Below are 15,309 nucleotides of genomic sequence, written 5' to 3' on the forward strand. Positions count from 1 at the left end.
CGATTTTGTCTTCCCATTGCTTCTCGCCGTTTAGTGCGCCAAGAGCTGAACCTTGAATTACTGGTAGGTCATCACCTGGGAATTCGTATTCAGAAAGAAGTTCACGAACTTCCATTTCTACTAGTTCTAGTAGCTCTTCATCGTCAACCATGTCACATTTGTTCATGAATACGATGATGTATGGGATACCAACCTGACGGCCTAGTAGGATGTGCTCACGAGTTTGAGGCATTGGGCCATCTGTCGCAGCTACAACTAGGATACCACCGTCCATTTGCGCAGCACCTGTGATCATGTTTTTAACATAATCCGCGTGTCCTGGGCAGTCTACGTGTGCGTAGTGACGAGTTGGAGTGTCGTACTCTACGTGAGATGTTGCGATTGTGATACCGCGCTCACGCTCTTCTGGAGCGTTATCGATTGATGCGAAGTCTTTCGCTTCACCGCCGTATACTTTAGCTAAAGTAGTACAGATTGCAGCAGTTAGAGTTGTTTTACCGTGGTCAACGTGGCCAATAGTACCAACGTTTACGTGCGGTTTCGTACGTTCAAATTTTTCTTTAGACATGAGTTGTCCCTCTAGGTACGGATTTAGGTGGCTTGAATGACCACGCAACCAAAATAGTTTGGTAATAAAGTATATATCAAAAGGAAAAGTTCATCGCTTAGAGCTGGTGCTGATACCCAGATTTGAACTGGGGACCTCACCCTTACCAAGGGTGCGCTCTACCGACTGAGCTATATCAGCACTCAAAATGAGGTGGAGCGGGCAGCGGGAATCGAACCCGCATCATCAGCTTGGAAGGCTGAGGTAATAGCCATTATACGATGCCCGCAACACGTAACTCTGAGAGCTATTTCCTTAAGAATATGGTGGAGGGGGACGGATTCGAACCATCGAAGGCAGTGCCGGCAGATTTACAGTCTGCTCCCTTTGGCCACTCGGGAACCCCTCCAAATTTTTCATCCATTTTCTGGGTACTTACAAGCACACAAGAGAAAATGGTGCCGACTACCGGAATCGAACTGGTGACCTACTGATTACAAGTCAGTTGCTCTACCTACTGAGCTAAGTCGGCGTAAGTGGTGCGCATTCTATTGAATGATTTTCTCCCTTGCAATAGCAAAATCCAAAAAAAACTCGATTTTATTCGTTTTTGATTCAAGTGATGCATTTTCATCCAATAATTCGCTTTTTACTTTGCTTATTTCCGATTAACATTTGCTTTATCGAGCGCATCCTGTATTGTCGCTGGTCGTTGTTTTTTATAGGTGTTGAGTGTCTTATGAGTCCTTATATGTCTTTTGACCGTAGCCGATGGGCTGAGTTGCGTAACTCAGTACCTATGACGTTGTCCGAAGAAGATTTATTGGAGCTGCAAGGGATCAACGAAAATCTCTCAATGCCAGAAGCCGTTGAGATATACCTTCCTTTAGCAAGATTACTCAATCTTTATATTGCCGCTAGACAAAGCAGAAACAATGTTCTTCACAACTTTTTAGACAGTAAAGAGAAAGCGCCACCATTTATTATCGGTATCGCTGGCAGTGTGGCTGTGGGAAAAAGTACAACGGCTCGGATATTGGAAGCTTTGCTTGCGAGATGGGACAACCATCCAAAGGTAGAGTTGGTTACGACAGATGGCTTTATCTATCCCAACAAAATTCTCAATGAAAGAAACATAATGAAGCGAAAGGGCTTTCCAGAGTCCTACGATATGAAAAAGCTGGTTCAATTTGTTTCTGACGTTAAAGCCTGCAAGAGAGATGTCGCTGCCCCCATTTATTCTCACATTACCTACGATATCACTGAGGAAAAAAAGGTTGTTGACCTTCCAGATGTATTAATCATTGAAGGTTTAAACGTCCTGCAAAGTGGTATGGACTATCCGCATGATCCGCATCGAGTGTTCATCTCGGACTTTCTCGACTTTTCTATTTTTGTTGATGCAGAAACTCCACTGATCGAAAAGTGGTATGTGGAGCGATTCTTAAAATTTAGAGAAGGGGCTTTTACTCGGCCAGGATCGTATTTTAGTCACTACACTCTCCTTTCTGAGCAAGAAGCAATTAGCGAAGCGCAAAATATTTGGAGTTCAATCAACGGGTTAAACTTGGACCAAAATATCTTACCAACAAGAGAACGCGCTCAGCTGATACTGAAGAAAGGAACCAACCACACGGTAGAAGAAATTTTGTTACGTAAGTAATACAGCTTACGTAACAATTTAGAAATGCTAGATAGGTACAGGGCCGTATTTGTTTTCAGCATCATCACCTTTCAACAAACCACACTCGATTAAAATCCACGTCCCGCATATCAGAGCAAGCAAAGAGCCCCAAAGTTGAAATTGACTACCCGCCGCCATGCCAGCTGTTGGTATTGAAAGTCGTCCAATAATGACCGGAATATTAAGCAGCAACCACCAATTAGATTTTCCACGATCTTGCCACCTTTTTGCAGTCACCGCTAAATCAGGATAAAGCATCAACAACAAAAATATCGCCGAAATCCATTCAGCTTGCATAGGAAAAGCCTTGCTTGCCATACCGACAACAAAAACAATAAGTAAGTAGTAAGCAATATTCCAATACCAGAATATTGAACGATTTACTCTACCCTTAAATGAAAACAAAACATATCTTAGGTACATTACACTCAAGCCTTGTGGACATTAATTGATTACTTTTTGGTAGCAAGATTTATCGATATCACGAATATCAATGGTCAGGCTGTGTACTTGGCTCGCCTGCTCTTGAAGCACATCCATGAGTTGACGCGACAATGCTCTCTTTTGCTCTTCATCTCGCCCTGCAAACAACTCAAACCGGATATGGATAAAATCTTGACTATCCCCTTCGTTGCCAATCAACCAAGTGTGAAAACGAAGTGCTCGAGATTTTACCGATGCCTGGTCAAATAAACCACACTCAATTGCGACTTTATGCAAATCTTCTAGCAAGCCTTGAACGTTCACTCTTTCATCCACTGAATTTGAATACTCCAAAATTAGACTAGGCATACTGTTTCCTTGAATTTGTAAGTCGTTTTGTATGTATAACAGCCTCAATTACGGAAAACAAATGTGAAAAATTGGAAGATAGCTTTGCGGGCTGGTAAGTTCTGGTAACGAAAAGATGGCAAAAGACATGATTGTAGTCATGATCTGCAGATACATATCTGTTATATTCTTCCAAAATTACGATTGTTATTTACATTAATATATTTGGAGATATTCCTATGCGTCGTCCTGTAGTGATGGGTAACTGGAAACTAAATGGCAGCAAATCAATGGTAACTGAGCTGCTAACTGGTCTTAATGAAGAGCTTGAAGGTGTAACAGGCGTTGACGTTGCAGTTGCTCCACCAGCACTTTATATCGACCTTGCTGAGCGCCTAATCAAAGAAGGCGGCAACAAAATCATCCTAGGTGCACAAAACACTGACGTGAACAACAGCGGTGCTTACACAGGTGACATGTCTCCTGAAATGCTAAAAGATTTCGGTGCAACTCACATTATCATCGGTCACTCTGAGCGTCGTGAATACCACAGCGAATCTGACGAGTTTGTAGCTAAAAAATTCGCTTTCCTAAAAGAGAATGGCCTAACTCCTGTTTTCTGTATCGGTGAGTCTGAAGCTCAAAATGAAGCCGGTGAAACTGAAGCAGTTTGCGCTCGTCAAATTGACGCAGTGATCAACGCTTACGGCGCAGAGGCACTAAACAACGCAATCATCGCGTACGAGCCAATTTGGGCTATCGGTACTGGTAAAGCAGCAACAGCTGACGACGCACAGCGCATCCACGCATCTATCCGTTCACACATTGCTAAGAAAGATGCAGCAGTTGCTGAACAAGTAATCATTCAATACGGTGGTTCTGTTAAACCTGAGAACGCAGCGTCTTACTTCGCTCAACCAGACATCGACGGCGCTCTAGTTGGCGGTGCTTCTCTTGATGCGAAAAGCTTTGCAGCAATCGCTAAAGCAGCAGCTGAAGCTAAGTAATATCAACTAAATTTAGCTTTTAAAATATCAAGGCCAGCGATAAACTCGCTGGCCTTTATTGTTTCTCGTCGTCTCAATCTATATTATCGAGTACTCTCATATTTAGTTGTTAATGCTTCTCTTCAATGCAAGACAAACATGGCCTGTTGACTGCCCCTATTAGAAACGTGCTTCGGCGAATGACGATACCTATGATATTCGGCATGGTATCGATACTGATGTTTAACCTCGTCGATACGTTTTTTATTTCGCTCCTTGGTACTCAAGCTCTTGCGGCGATCAGTTTTACCTTTCCGGTTACTTTTGCCGTTAACTGCATCACTATGGGGATCGGCGTAGGCCTATCCACATCACTTGGCCGATTGATTGGACAGGGAAATCATGAAGATGCAGCGAAGCTTTCTACTCACGGCTTACTGCTTGCAATCGTCTTGATTACTATAGTCTCAGCCATCGGCTTTTTTACCATAGATCCCCTGTTTACGTTACTTGGTGCTAAGCCTGAGACCCTACCGCTCATCAAACAATATATGCAGGTTTGGTATCTCACGATTCCTTTGCTCGTCATTCCAATGGCAGGCAATAGTGCAATCCGGTCAACTGGCGATACCAAGGCTCCAGCCATATTCATGATCATTGCGGGTGTCATTAATGGCTTACTCGATCCTATTTTGATTTTTGGCTGGGGTCCAATCCCTCAACTTGGTATTCAAGGTGCGGCTATTGCGAGTGCGATCAGCTGGGTAAGTGCATTAATTCCTTCTATTTATTTTCTGACTAAGCGATATAAGCTGCTTACTCTACCGAGTGCTGTTCGGCTCTGGCGAGACTGGTCTCAAGTGCTGAAAATCGGCACGCCAGCAGCAGTAACCAATGCCATGAATCCTATTGCTGGCGCGTTGATTATGATGGTGCTTGCTACTTACGGCACGGATGCGGTGGCTGCCTATGGAGCGGCTCAAAGAATTGAGTCCATCCTCATTATCGTATTGATGTCACTCACATCGGCATTGACTCCATTTATGGCGCAAAACCTTGGCGCCCAGAAGCCCCATCGAAGCTTTGCTGGCATGTTACTAAGCATGCGATTTTCGATTCTTTTTCAACTACTCATTTTTATCATGCTGGTTCCAACTAGTGTCGCTCTCGCGTCAATATTTTCTGACGATAAATCGGTTCAACACTTAATTTGGCTGTATTTACTCATAGTGCCAGTTAGCTATGGATTTCAAGGCGTGATTATGATGTTGGTATCAAGTTTAAATGCATTGCATCAACCGCTAAGAGCTTTGCAGTGCAGTTTGATACGGTTATTTGTTTTCATATTGCCTGCTGCGTTGATTGGCAGCTATTTCTATCAAATCGAAGGGCTGTTTGCTGGAATAGCAATTGGCAACGTCGTTGCTGGCGTCGGTGGGTATCTTTATGGGTTAAAGCTGCGGAAAAAATACGCCGCTCCCGATGCAAGCACTTCGGGAGCCTAATATGACTTTGGCGGCTAGAGGTCTTCTTCTTCGACCTCGAAGTCCACATTAAGTGGCTCTTGCGATAAAATAACGCCGGTATTATCCGCATAGACGTAATCTTCTGGCAAAAAAGTCACTCCACCAAAGTTTACAGGTACATCCACCTCACCAATACCATTTTGGGCAGCGCCAACTGGAACTGATGCTAACGCTTGAATACCGATGCTCATATCTTCTAACTCATCAACTTCGCGAACACACCCATATATTACGATACCTTCCCAATCATTCTCTTCAGCAAGTGATGCTATCTCAGCATCAATTAGAGCTCGGCGAAGTGAACCTCCACCATCAACTAACAATATTCGGCCTACACCATCTTGCTCCAAGATCTCACGAATCAGGCTATTATCCTCGAAACATTTGATAGTGGTTATTTGACCAGCAAACGAAACGCTGCCACCGAAGTTACTGAACATCGGTTCTACAACGTCAACTTGATCGATGTAAATATCACATAGTGCAGAGGTGTTGTATTCCATAGCATTTTTTCTCATACCGTTAGTCACCTAAGTCGAGTATATAGGCTGTTTAAGTCAATGCAATGATAAAACTCAATTAAGTGCTTATAGTTTGAGCAATTATCACTCCAGAAAATAGTAGATTCGTTAGTAGAGAGCATTTCACTACAATCGGCATCATTGGTGCTATTTCAGCGGGCTTTTCCGTTTCCCATACGCTCTTACCATGCTTGATAAGTACAATGGCTGAGAGTAAAAACGGCACACTTAACCACAAAGGTTTGGGTTGGGAAACCAAATACACGGAGAAAACTAAGAACGCACAAAGTAGCAGTAACAAGTGATATTGTTTAGCCCCCTGCTGCCCTAACCTAACCGCGACCGTTCGCTTTCCACAAGCTGAGTCATTTTCTATGTCTCGCATGTTATTAACGTTCAGTACTGATACGGCCAATAATCCGCAACCTATTGCCGGCAGAGCAAGTAAATAGTCCACAGTGCCAGTATGAAGAAAATAGGTACCAGCTACGCCCAACAAACCAAAGAACAAAAATACCGAGATATCCCCTAGCCCGAAGTAACCATAAGGTTTATTACCCATGGTATAAGCGATAGCAGCTAAGATTGCCAGTACACCCAAAGCAACAAATATAAGAATATTCTGCAAACTGTCTAAGGCGTGATAGATAAGAACCAAGCCAGCTATTACCGTCAATATAATATTGATTGTTATAGCTTGCTTCATCGTGGATTGACTCACTAACCCAGATTGCACCGCGCGTTTAGGGCCAATGCGATGTTCGTTGTCGGTGCCTTTCACCGCATCGCCGTAATCGTTAGCAAGATTAGAAAGGATCTGAAGCAAAGTCGCCGTTAGGAATGCCATTAACGCAACAAACCAAGAAAACTGGCCTGCAGAATAAGCGAGAACACTCCCAGTAAGAATAGAGATTAATGCTAGTGGTAAGGTTTTAGGTCTAGCGGCTTCCAGCCAGACACGCAAAGACTGTTTCATGTCCCTTATCATAGTCTTTGAATATCACACAAAAATTGTGTCACATCATATTTTTACTAGTAAATAGGGCCTATTGACACAGGCCCTATACAAAACCAGTTAGATCGTTTAACCGTGGGTTATTTTACTCGACCTACATATTCACCAGAGCGAGTATCGACTTTGATCACTTCACCAATTTGGATAAATAGAGGAACACGAACAACAGCGCCAGTTGTCAAAGTAGCTGGTTTACCGCCTGTTCCTTGAGTATCACCTTTTAGACCAGGGTCTGTTTCAGTGACTTCAAGTTCGACAAAGTTTGGTGGCGTTACAGCAATAGGGTTGCCGTTCCAAAGAGTCAGCATGCAAGTGTTGTTTTCTACCAACCACTTAGCATTTTCTCCAACAGCTTTCGCATCTGCGGCGATTTGTTCGAAAGACTCGCTGTTCATAAAGTGGTAGAATTCGCCATCGCTATATAGATAATCTAGGTCAGTATCCATAACGTCAGCGACTTCAACTGTTTCGCCAGACTTAAATGTTTTTTCTAAAACTTTACCAGAAAGCAGTTTACGGATTTTTACGCGGTTGAACGCCTGACCTTTACCTGGTTTTACATACTCGTTTTCGAGAATGACACAAGGCTCGTTATCAAGCATAATTTTGAGACCGCCTTTAAATTCATTCGTGCTAACAGTAGCCATTTTTTCCTCTTTACCATTCTTCGAGTTAATTTCAATGCCACACATCATAACCCGAAAAGTCGATTCTGTTGAGCAAAACTGGATCAAGCAATTGGCAAATTCTTTCACCGATCCAATTAAGCTATTAAAACATCTGCAATTAGACCCCACTCCTTATCTTGAAGGAGCTGAGGCAAGAGTGCTCTTTTCCCAAAGGGTTCCTGTTAATTTTGTCGATAGAATGGAAAAAGGCAACCCAAATGATCCTCTGTTACAACAAGTTTTACCTATCGCAGAAGAGTTTCAAACACACTCTGGCTACTCAAAAGATCCTCTTGAGGAACAAAATAACTCAACACCTGGATTGTTGCATAAATACAAAAACAGAGCGCTTCTTATCGTAAAAGGTGGATGCGCGGTTAACTGCCGTTACTGCTTTAGACGCCACTTTCCGTACCAAGACAACAAAGGCAATAAATCAGTTTGGCAGCAAAGCCTAGACTACATCACAGAGTGCAAAGAGCTTAACGAAGTCATTTTGTCGGGTGGCGACCCGCTAATGGCAAAAGATCATGAACTGGAATGGCTGGTCGATGCGATTAGCGCTATTCCACACATAAAAAGACTGAGAATACACAGTAGATTGCCAGTTGTTATCCCTGCTCGCATTACTGACGAACTCGGCCAAATATTAAATAGAACCCGATTGCAAGTCATTCTGGTTACTCATATCAATCACCCCAATGAAATCCATTCAGAATTAAAACAAGCAATGGATAGACTGAAAGCAAGTAAGGTCACGTTATTAAACCAGAGCGTGCTTCTAAAAGGTATCAACGACTGCGCTGAGGTTCAAAAAGAGCTGAGCGAGTCTCTATTTGATGCAGGAATACTTCCCTATTACCTGCATGTGTTAGACAAAGTCCAAGGTGCTGCACACTTTTACGTATCTGATGAAAGAGCCAGAGAAATCATGGCGGATCTAATTAAGGAAGTTTCTGGGTATTTAGTGCCAAAATTAGCTCGTGAAATAGGTGGTCGAGAGAGTAAGACACCTCTAGATCTACACCTTGAATAGATAAGCTCTGCCGAACAAAACCTTCACACATAAAAACGCCAGCTGAAAAGCTGGCGTTTTTAATGATAGCTAACTTGATTAGAAAAGCTCTTTCGCTACTTCGAACAGATCGGTGCGAATTGGGCGCTTCATGTTTTCTATAGCGTCGATAATGTCATGGTGAACCAGCTCTTCTTTCTGGATACCAACACAACGACCACCCTGGCCTTCTAATAACAAATGTACCGCATAGTTACCCATACGAGACGCTAAAACACGGTCAAATGCAGTTGGACGACCGCCACGCTGGATGTGCCCCAGAACCGTTGCACGAGTCTCACGACCTGTCGCAGCTTCAATCTGTTTCGCTAACTCGTTGGCATCCATCATTAGCTCTGTAAGGGCAATGATCGCGTGCTTCTTACCTTTTTTGATACCATCTTGGATATTGTCGATAAGCTGCTGCATATCGAGGCCCGTCTCTGGTGTGATGATATATTCACAACCACCAGCGATTGCTGAAGTCAAAGTCAAATCACCACAGTGACGACCCATTATTTCAACGATAGAGATACGTTGGTGAGAAGAAGAGGTATCACGTAGGCGGTCAATCGCATCAATAACCGTATTTAATGCTGTTAAATAACCAATCGTGTAGTCCGTACCAGCAATATCGTTATCAATAGTGCCAGGTAGACCGATACAAGGATAACCCATTTCGGTTAACTTCTTCGCCCCCATGTAAGAACCGTCACCACCAACGACAACCAAAGCATCAATGCTATGCTTTTTAAGGTTCTCAATCGCTTTTTCACGAACAGACACTTCTTTGAATTCAGGGAAACGAGCAGAGCCTAAGAAAGTACCACCACGGTTAATGACATCTGAAACACTAGAACGATCTAGTTTTTCAATACGATCCTCATATAACCCTAAGTAGCCGTCATAAACGCCATATACTTCCAAGCCTTTCGATAGTGCAGTACGTACAACACCTCGAACTGCAGCATTCATCCCTGGAGCGTCTCCGCCACTCGTTAAAACGCCTATCTTCTTAATCATGGTCACCCTCGATCTTTGGATATTTTTTTAATCAAGTTACGACTGCACGTTATACAATCGATTTTCTGGTGCAATATGTTACAGCTACTCAGTAGGAATACTACTTTTATTTGCACTAAATCACGTAACTTTTCTACTTTTGTAAAAGTATTACAGCTTTGTCTGGCCTTTTTGTTGATACATATCAGGATCAGTGCGGATTACAACTGAACAACATTTCAGTAAATTGCTATGCATGACACTACCAATCTTGATATTTTTGGGTCTTCTCCGCTCCCAATACAGCAGAATAAGGATCTTGATGGATCAACACATCTGCCTCTGGGAATAACTCTAATAGCCTGTGCTCAACTTCATCTGAAATCTTATGAGCTTCGATAAGTGGCATTTGATCTTCTAGCTCCAAATGTAATTGAATAAATCGAGTCGGCCCAGACATACGAGTTCGAAGTTGATGCACCCCAATAACATCTTCTACTGACAAACAGCAATCGCGAATCTGCTTGATCTCTTCATCAGGAAGCTTTCTATCAAGCAAAGTTTGTATTGCATTCATCACCATTTTAAACGCACTGTATAAAATATAGACACCCAAGCCAATAGCGAATCCCGCATCGGCTTGTTTGATACCGATCCAAGTAAGAACTATAGCGATTAATATGGCGATATTTAAATAGAGATCAGATTGATAATGAAGTGAGTCAGCGGCTATTGCTTGGCTACCTGTTTTCTTCACCACATACTTTTGAAAACGAACCAAAGCGTAAGTTACAACTATCGCGAAGATACTTACATAGACGCCAACTTGAGGTGAGTGCAGCTCTGCTGGACGGAAAAAACGCTCAATACCATTTAGAATGAGGAAGCACGCAGAGCCAGATATAAACATCGCTTGAGCTAAGGCTGCTAACGATTCTGCCTTGCCGTGGCCGAAACGATGTTCTTTGTCTGCGGGTTGCAGCGAGTAACGAATCACTATCAAGTTCACTACCGAAGCAGAGATATCAAGAAGAGAGTCGATCAAAGAAGCAAGCAAACTGACAGAGCCAGTTACCCACCAAGCGAAGATCTTAAAAATTAATAATATTGTTGCGACAATCGTCGCAGTCCATGCCGCAGAAGTGACAAGACGAGCGTATTCATTTTTCATAATTTATAGGTAGTAATTTTTATAAAAGACTGACTTGGTCAATTATAACTTTAATTAAACAAATAGCTCGTAAAATGTGACGTAAATCCTAAAAAATATAGCTAACTTCGGCTAAAAACACATTTATTGCAGCGAAAACGCAAAACAATTAAGAGCGACATTGAGAAGCTTTTTTATTCTCAATTTCGATATAAGCGTTTTTTTGTTTTGCTGTTAAGACAGCAAACATTGCATGTTGCTGCTCCATCAATTGCAAATTCAGATAAGCTTGAGAGCTGGCCATCTTCTGGGTTAATCGACTCGCGGCAGCTTCATCTAATTTCTTTGCCATCAGAAGCTTCTGTATTTCTATACGATACGCTTGGCGAACATCGCCACCTTTAGCAAGCTCTTCCAGAATAGCGTTGTGATCTAATAACTCTAAATTCGCTAGTTGCCCTTTCTGTTTACTTGTCAAATCAAGTTTATGAAAAGCGTCAATATCCAAACCGAAACCACACTCATTGTTAAGTGCGGGAGAATTACCGAAGTTCGCGGCATGAACATAACTTGAAAACATTAAGGGTAGCGCTGACAATAAAATTGAACTGACCTTCTTTACGAATCTCATCGTTCCACCATTCCTATCTCTAGATAAAGTAAAGTGAGACTAGGGATTTAAGTGCAAAAAAACGTAAGTAAGGCGTAAAGAAGTGTAAAGAGCAAAAAGGCTGGTAGAAGCCCTACCAACCTTTATATTTAAACTAACTATCTCTAAAGCATTAGGTTAACTGCGGCACTGTTCCATTTTTGCCTTTTCTAGCTCAACATATTTTGTTTTCTGAGCTGGAGTGAGAACATTGAGCATGTCGTGCTGCTGTTTCATTTTTTCAACACGTTTTTGCACCTGTGCATCTGCCATTTGCTTAGCTAGTGTATCAGCAGCATTCTGGTCAAAGTTATCCGCTAAAACAAGCTTCTGAATTTGTTCTTGATAAGCTTGGCGAGTCGCAGCATTTTTCTGGAATTCTTCTTTTCTTTCCTGTTTATTTGCCTGCTTCATCTCTTGCATCTTATCTTTTTGCTCTTGGGTCAGATCAAGCTGCTTGAGCACACTACGGTCAATACCTGGACGGCATTGTTTTTTTCCTCGATGTCCATCTTTTCCACCGTATGCAAATACGCTCGCAGAGCCCACAATTAATGGGAGAATTACAGCAGATAAGATTAATTTATTTTTTGTTTTCATAGCGATACCTTTCGTCTAATTGAATTTAGCAGCTGTAATTCACAGTGCTGAGTATATACCCAAGTGACCTCAAGATGCTTGTTTCAGCGAGACAGAGAAGGCTTCAATACTAGGCAGCGATTTGTAGACATAGTCATTCTACGTTGAAAATCGATAACGACGTAGTGAAGCCTTATCTGCTCGCCCTTTGGGAGTGATTCAGTGTCTCCACTTTTGCGTCAAACAACCTTGAAAAGGTTGACCATTCCTACGGCTGTTTTCCTTAAATTGGAAACACTGAATTCACTCTGAATAATGCATCTTGAGGTTACTTGGGTATAACATTAATCGCTGGGATGTAAAGCGACGTAAGGCAAGCGTAAAGAATCGTAAAGAGCACAAATAAAGCTCATGGTTCACGAAAATTCTGAGTAATATATAGCTAGAGCATATTCAAACTAAAACTGAGCAATCTTATGGCAAATATCTTGTTAATTGATGACGACACTGAGCTAACCAGCCTACTTAAAGAGGTATTAACCTTCGAAGGATTCAATGTGTCAGAGGCAAACGACGGTGAAGCTGGTTTAGAAAAACTAACCGAACAAACTGACTTGATATTACTCGACGTGATGATGCCTAAGTTGAATGGGATAGAAACGCTCAAGCGCCTCCGAGAGAAATGGGAAACGCCGGTACTGATGCTAACTGCAAAAGGTGAGGAAATTGACCGAGTCATCGGCTTGGAGCTAGGCGCTGACGACTATTTACCAAAACCTTTTAGCGACAGAGAGCTCCTCGCAAGAATTCGTGCCATATTACGTCGAACCAATACCAAATCCACAACAAAAGGCAATGAATGTCTAGAATATCAAGATATTTATGTTTACCCAGGTAAACAAGAAGCCTATTGCCAAAAGCAATTACTTGACTTAACCACTACTGAATTTGCCCTTCTCGCTCACTTTGTGCAAAACCCTGGAGAAGTTGCCACTAAAGAGACGCTTAGCTTGGACGTATTAGGGAAGAGGCTGTCCGCTTTTGATCGTGCCATCGATATGCACGTATCAAATTTGCGTAAAAAGTTGCCTGATCGATCAGATGGTAAACCTCGCATAAAAACACTTCGAGGCCGTGGTTATTTGCTGGTTGAGAATTAAGCATGCGCTTTCCAAAAATTACTAGCTTATATGGTAGGATCTTTGCGATTTTCTGGTTCACTATGTTGATGGTGCTGATCGCCGTCTTATATTTGTCTCACCTCGACCCTCGTAAACAAAGAGACATCCCTCCTTCCCAGATGGTTAAATATGAACGCATACGTGACTATATTGAAAAGAAATACCAGCAAGAGCCAAACCTGCAAAAAATAGTTAACGACTTTAACCATCAAGCCAGACCACAAAAATCTAATAGGCCTAGCCTGTTTCTTGCTGATTTAAGCGGTAATATTCTGACCGGTAAAGCAAGAAGGGCCAACCACTTCAGAGAGCTAAGAAATTTTGTCACAGGGTACAGTGGCACCAAGCCAAAACAGAGGCTGTACGGGCACTATTTAATTGCTGGCCCGCTAACTATCAATCTGGCCAACCAAGATTTACTGCTATTTTTCGGCACGAAATGGAATCAACCACCACCATTTTTGTTGCAGCTATTTGATAAACCTTTCCAGCTTCTACTTGCTGTTATGGCTGTGAGCACTCCTTTACTTCTTTGGCTTGCTTGGGCGCTAAGTCAACCCGCACGTAAACTTGAAAGAGCCGCACAACGGGTAGCCAAAGGTGAGTTTGTGGTCGATTATGATTTGGAAAAAGGCACAACGGAATTTCAGCAAACTGGAAAAAGCTTCAATCAAATGGTGGAAGCCGTCAATCATATGCTTTCAGGCCAACAAAGACTGCTCTCGGATATCTCGCACGAGCTGCGCTCTCCTTTGACTCGGCTAAGAATGGCGAATGCTCTAGCAACTAGAAAGCTAGGAGAAAGCTCTGAGCTGTCACGCGTCGATACTGAAGCTCAAAGGCTGGAACAAATGATTGGTGAATTGCTTGAACTCTCTCGAATGCAAGCAAACAGCCACTTAGAAAGAGAAACACAGCCAATATCGAGTTTGTGGGAAGAAATCCTAAAAGACGGACAATTTGAAGCCGAGCAAATGGGAAAAACTCTTGAGTATTCTCACATCGCCGATTTGTCTATATCTGGCAACCCTAAGTTACTCATGAGCGCAGTAGAAAATATCATTCGCAATGCCATTTATTACGGTAAAGATCGGGTTGAAGTGGATATTTCTACCTCAAACGAAACACTTTATATCTCTGTCAGTGATAACGGCTCAGGTGTTCCAGACAGTGAACTCAACGATATTTTTAGGCCATTTTATCGTGTTTCGACGGCACGAGACCGAAATAGTGGTGGCGCTGGCTTAGGTCTCGCCATTACAGAAAGTGCTATTCGCCAACACAACGGTACCATAACAGCAAGCCGCAGTGAGTTAGGCGGTCTAAACGTTCTAATTGAGCTGCCCATTCACAATTGAGCTCCTCTTAATCAATAAGAAATCCAGTAATATTGATACCCAAATAGCTTGAAAACTGCACCTTTAAGTCATTTGGGTATATACTGCCACTTCCCATTTTCAAGCAAAAATAATTATGTTCGACATCGCCCTTTACGAGCCTGAAATAGCCCCAAATACGGGAAATATTATTCGTTTGTGCGCTAACTGTGGTGCTCGCCTTCATCTAATAGAACCTTTAGGCTTTGACCTAGAAGAGAAGAAGCTTCGCCGTGCAGGATTGGATTATCACGATCTAGCAAACGTTAAAAGGCATAAAAATTTCGCAGCGTTCATTCAATACTTACAAGAAGAAAAAACAGAGGGCTACCGTCTATTTGCTTGTACAACCAAAACAACAGGCCACCATGTAGACGCCTCTTACCAAAGTGGAGATGTGCTTTTATTTGGGCCAGAAACTCGTGGACTGCCCGCTGATATAATCGAAAGCCTACCACTTGAGCAACGCATTCGAATACCAATGATGCCAGAAGCTAGAAGCCTTAATCTTTCTAACGCAGTAGCTATCATCGCATTCGAAGCTTGGCGACAGATGGGATTTGAGGGGGCACAATAATCATCGATTATTTTGCATCCCAG

At 42.5% G+C, this 15,309-nt stretch carries 17 protein-coding genes and 4 tRNA genes; 7 read left to right on the plus strand and 14 right to left on the minus strand.

Features of this window, described 5'->3' with window-relative positions; translation table 11 throughout:
- The 5 genes from ACM2FC_RS20000 to ACM2FC_RS20020 form a co-directional block, all read right to left on the minus strand.
- Positions 1 to 568, minus strand: a 568-nt coding sequence (locus tag ACM2FC_RS20000; protein ID WP_498482799.1) for a GTP-binding protein, incomplete at its 3' end; no start/stop codon positions are given.
- Positions 569 to 672: 104 nt separating this feature from the next.
- Positions 673 to 748, minus strand: a tRNA-Thr gene (locus tag ACM2FC_RS20005).
- Between the two features lie 13 nt (positions 749 to 761).
- A tRNA-Gly gene (locus ACM2FC_RS20010) sits at positions 762 to 836 on the minus strand.
- Between the two features lie 35 nt (positions 837 to 871).
- Positions 872 to 956: transfer RNA gene (locus ACM2FC_RS20015), tRNA-Tyr, on the minus strand.
- Between the two features lie 47 nt (positions 957 to 1,003).
- A tRNA-Thr gene (locus ACM2FC_RS20020) sits at positions 1,004 to 1,079 on the minus strand.
- A gap of 207 nt (positions 1,080 to 1,286) precedes the next feature.
- Between ACM2FC_RS20020 and coaA the strand changes: the two genes are divergently transcribed.
- Entirely contained in the window at positions 1,287 to 2,210 is a 924-nt protein-coding gene (gene coaA, locus ACM2FC_RS20025; RefSeq protein ID WP_498482800.1) for a type I pantothenate kinase, read from the plus strand.
- Between the two features lie 27 nt (positions 2,211 to 2,237).
- Here the strand turns inward: coaA and ACM2FC_RS20030 are convergent, their stop codons facing one another.
- Positions 2,238 to 2,654, minus strand: a complete 417-nt coding sequence (locus tag ACM2FC_RS20030) for a DUF805 domain-containing protein (RefSeq protein WP_498482801.1) — start codon at positions 2,652 to 2,654, stop codon at positions 2,238 to 2,240.
- A gap of 21 nt (positions 2,655 to 2,675) precedes the next feature.
- Positions 2,676 to 3,023, minus strand: a complete 348-nt coding sequence (locus ACM2FC_RS20035; protein ID WP_498482802.1) for a 5-carboxymethyl-2-hydroxymuconate Delta-isomerase — start codon at positions 3,021 to 3,023, stop codon at positions 2,676 to 2,678.
- Positions 3,024 to 3,241: 218 nt separating this feature from the next.
- On the opposite strand from ACM2FC_RS20035, the gene tpiA reads away from it, so the two are divergent.
- Together tpiA and ACM2FC_RS20045 are read left to right on the plus strand one after the other, a co-directional pair.
- The gene (gene tpiA / locus ACM2FC_RS20040; protein WP_498482803.1) at positions 3,242 to 4,009 is read left to right on the plus strand and encodes a triose-phosphate isomerase; all 768 of its coding nucleotides are present in this window, start codon (positions 3,242 to 3,244) and stop codon (positions 4,007 to 4,009) included.
- 125 nt (positions 4,010 to 4,134) lie between these two features.
- The gene (locus tag ACM2FC_RS20045; protein ID WP_498482804.1) at positions 4,135 to 5,493 is read left to right on the plus strand and encodes an MATE family efflux transporter; all 1,359 of its coding nucleotides are present in this window, start codon (positions 4,135 to 4,137) and stop codon (positions 5,491 to 5,493) included.
- 14 nt (positions 5,494 to 5,507) lie between these two features.
- On the opposite strand, the gene rraA is transcribed toward ACM2FC_RS20045, so the two are convergent.
- From rraA to efp, 3 genes are all read right to left on the minus strand, one after another.
- The gene (rraA, locus tag ACM2FC_RS20050; RefSeq protein WP_498482850.1) at positions 5,508 to 6,017 is read right to left on the minus strand and encodes a ribonuclease E activity regulator RraA; all 510 of its coding nucleotides are present in this window, start codon (positions 6,015 to 6,017) and stop codon (positions 5,508 to 5,510) included.
- Positions 6,018 to 6,093: 76 nt separating this feature from the next.
- Positions 6,094 to 7,011 carry a 1,4-dihydroxy-2-naphthoate polyprenyltransferase gene (locus ACM2FC_RS20055; RefSeq protein WP_498482805.1) on the minus strand — a complete coding sequence of 306 codons (918 nt, stop codon included), beginning with the start codon at positions 7,009 to 7,011 and terminating at the stop codon, positions 6,094 to 6,096.
- 119 nt (positions 7,012 to 7,130) lie between these two features.
- The gene (gene efp, locus ACM2FC_RS20060; RefSeq protein ID WP_498482806.1) at positions 7,131 to 7,697 is read right to left on the minus strand and encodes an elongation factor P; all 567 of its coding nucleotides are present in this window, start codon (positions 7,695 to 7,697) and stop codon (positions 7,131 to 7,133) included.
- A gap of 34 nt (positions 7,698 to 7,731) precedes the next feature.
- Here efp and epmB point away from each other — a divergent pair, with 34 nt between their 5' ends.
- Positions 7,732 to 8,754, plus strand: a complete 1,023-nt coding sequence (epmB, locus tag ACM2FC_RS20065; RefSeq protein WP_498482807.1) for an EF-P beta-lysylation protein EpmB — start codon at positions 7,732 to 7,734, stop codon at positions 8,752 to 8,754.
- A gap of 78 nt (positions 8,755 to 8,832) precedes the next feature.
- On the opposite strand, the gene pfkA is transcribed toward epmB, so the two are convergent.
- The 4 genes from pfkA to ACM2FC_RS20085 form a co-directional block, all read right to left on the minus strand.
- The gene (gene pfkA / locus ACM2FC_RS20070) at positions 8,833 to 9,795 is read right to left on the minus strand and encodes a 6-phosphofructokinase (RefSeq protein WP_498482808.1); all 963 of its coding nucleotides are present in this window, start codon (positions 9,793 to 9,795) and stop codon (positions 8,833 to 8,835) included.
- A 241-nt stretch (positions 9,796 to 10,036) separates the two neighbouring features.
- Positions 10,037 to 10,945 (minus strand): CDF family cation-efflux transporter FieF, encoded by a 909-nt coding sequence (gene fieF, locus ACM2FC_RS20075; protein ID WP_498482809.1) that lies wholly within the window; start codon positions 10,943 to 10,945, stop codon positions 10,037 to 10,039.
- A 148-nt stretch (positions 10,946 to 11,093) separates the two neighbouring features.
- Positions 11,094 to 11,555: a hypothetical protein gene (locus tag ACM2FC_RS20080; RefSeq protein WP_498482810.1), complete on the minus strand. Its 462-nt coding sequence runs from the start codon at positions 11,553 to 11,555 to the stop codon at positions 11,094 to 11,096.
- 156 nt (positions 11,556 to 11,711) lie between these two features.
- Positions 11,712 to 12,173: a CpxP family protein gene (locus ACM2FC_RS20085; RefSeq protein WP_498482811.1), complete on the minus strand. Its 462-nt coding sequence runs from the start codon at positions 12,171 to 12,173 to the stop codon at positions 11,712 to 11,714.
- A gap of 455 nt (positions 12,174 to 12,628) precedes the next feature.
- Here ACM2FC_RS20085 and ACM2FC_RS20090 point away from each other — a divergent pair, with 455 nt between their 5' ends.
- The 3 genes from ACM2FC_RS20090 (at position 12,629) to trmL (ending at position 15,286) form a co-directional block, all read left to right on the plus strand.
- Positions 12,629 to 13,312, plus strand: a complete 684-nt coding sequence (locus tag ACM2FC_RS20090) for a response regulator (RefSeq protein ID WP_498482812.1) — start codon at positions 12,629 to 12,631, stop codon at positions 13,310 to 13,312.
- A gap of 2 nt (positions 13,313 to 13,314) precedes the next feature.
- On the plus strand, positions 13,315 to 14,691 hold the full coding sequence (gene cpxA / locus ACM2FC_RS20095; protein ID WP_498482813.1) for an envelope stress sensor histidine kinase CpxA: 1,377 nt from the start codon (positions 13,315 to 13,317) through the stop codon (positions 14,689 to 14,691).
- 115 nt (positions 14,692 to 14,806) lie between these two features.
- The gene (gene trmL, locus ACM2FC_RS20100) at positions 14,807 to 15,286 is read left to right on the plus strand and encodes a tRNA (uridine(34)/cytosine(34)/5-carboxymethylaminomethyluridine(34)-2'-O)-methyltransferase TrmL (RefSeq protein ID WP_498482814.1); all 480 of its coding nucleotides are present in this window, start codon (positions 14,807 to 14,809) and stop codon (positions 15,284 to 15,286) included.
- The last annotated feature ends 23 nt before the right edge of the window (positions 15,287 to 15,309 follow it).

This window comes from Vibrio sp. A37 (assembly GCF_059777565.1).

What these genes read in the sequence shown, in the direction of transcription:
- coaA (WP_498482800.1), top strand. Translation starts at nt 1,287, where the DNA reads ATGAGTCCTTATATGTCTTTTGACCGTAGCCGATGGGCTGAGTTGCGT.
- ACM2FC_RS20030 (WP_498482801.1), bottom strand. Translation starts at nt 2,654, where the DNA reads ATGTACCTAAGATATGTTTTGTTTTCATTTAAGGGTAGAGTAAATCGT.
- ACM2FC_RS20035 (WP_498482802.1), bottom strand. Translation starts at nt 3,023, where the DNA reads ATGCCTAGTCTAATTTTGGAGTATTCAAATTCAGTGGATGAAAGAGTG.
- tpiA (WP_498482803.1), top strand. Translation starts at nt 3,242, where the DNA reads ATGCGTCGTCCTGTAGTGATGGGTAACTGGAAACTAAATGGCAGCAAA.
- ACM2FC_RS20045 (WP_498482804.1), top strand. Translation starts at nt 4,135, where the DNA reads ATGCAAGACAAACATGGCCTGTTGACTGCCCCTATTAGAAACGTGCTT.
- rraA (WP_498482850.1), bottom strand. Translation starts at nt 6,017, where the DNA reads ATGGAATACAACACCTCTGCACTATGTGATATTTACATCGATCAAGTT.
- ACM2FC_RS20055 (WP_498482805.1), bottom strand. Translation starts at nt 7,011, where the DNA reads ATGAAACAGTCTTTGCGTGTCTGGCTGGAAGCCGCTAGACCTAAAACC.
- efp (WP_498482806.1), bottom strand. Translation starts at nt 7,697, where the DNA reads ATGGCTACTGTTAGCACGAATGAATTTAAAGGCGGTCTCAAAATTATG.
- epmB (WP_498482807.1), top strand. Translation starts at nt 7,732, where the DNA reads ATGCCACACATCATAACCCGAAAAGTCGATTCTGTTGAGCAAAACTGG.
- pfkA (WP_498482808.1), bottom strand. Translation starts at nt 9,795, where the DNA reads ATGATTAAGAAGATAGGCGTTTTAACGAGTGGCGGAGACGCTCCAGGG.
- fieF (WP_498482809.1), bottom strand. Translation starts at nt 10,945, where the DNA reads ATGAAAAATGAATACGCTCGTCTTGTCACTTCTGCGGCATGGACTGCG.
- ACM2FC_RS20080 (WP_498482810.1), bottom strand. Translation starts at nt 11,555, where the DNA reads ATGAGATTCGTAAAGAAGGTCAGTTCAATTTTATTGTCAGCGCTACCC.
- ACM2FC_RS20085 (WP_498482811.1), bottom strand. Translation starts at nt 12,173, where the DNA reads ATGAAAACAAAAAATAAATTAATCTTATCTGCTGTAATTCTCCCATTA.
- ACM2FC_RS20090 (WP_498482812.1), top strand. Translation starts at nt 12,629, where the DNA reads ATGGCAAATATCTTGTTAATTGATGACGACACTGAGCTAACCAGCCTA.
- cpxA (WP_498482813.1), top strand. Translation starts at nt 13,315, where the DNA reads ATGCGCTTTCCAAAAATTACTAGCTTATATGGTAGGATCTTTGCGATT.
- trmL (WP_498482814.1), top strand. Translation starts at nt 14,807, where the DNA reads ATGTTCGACATCGCCCTTTACGAGCCTGAAATAGCCCCAAATACGGGA.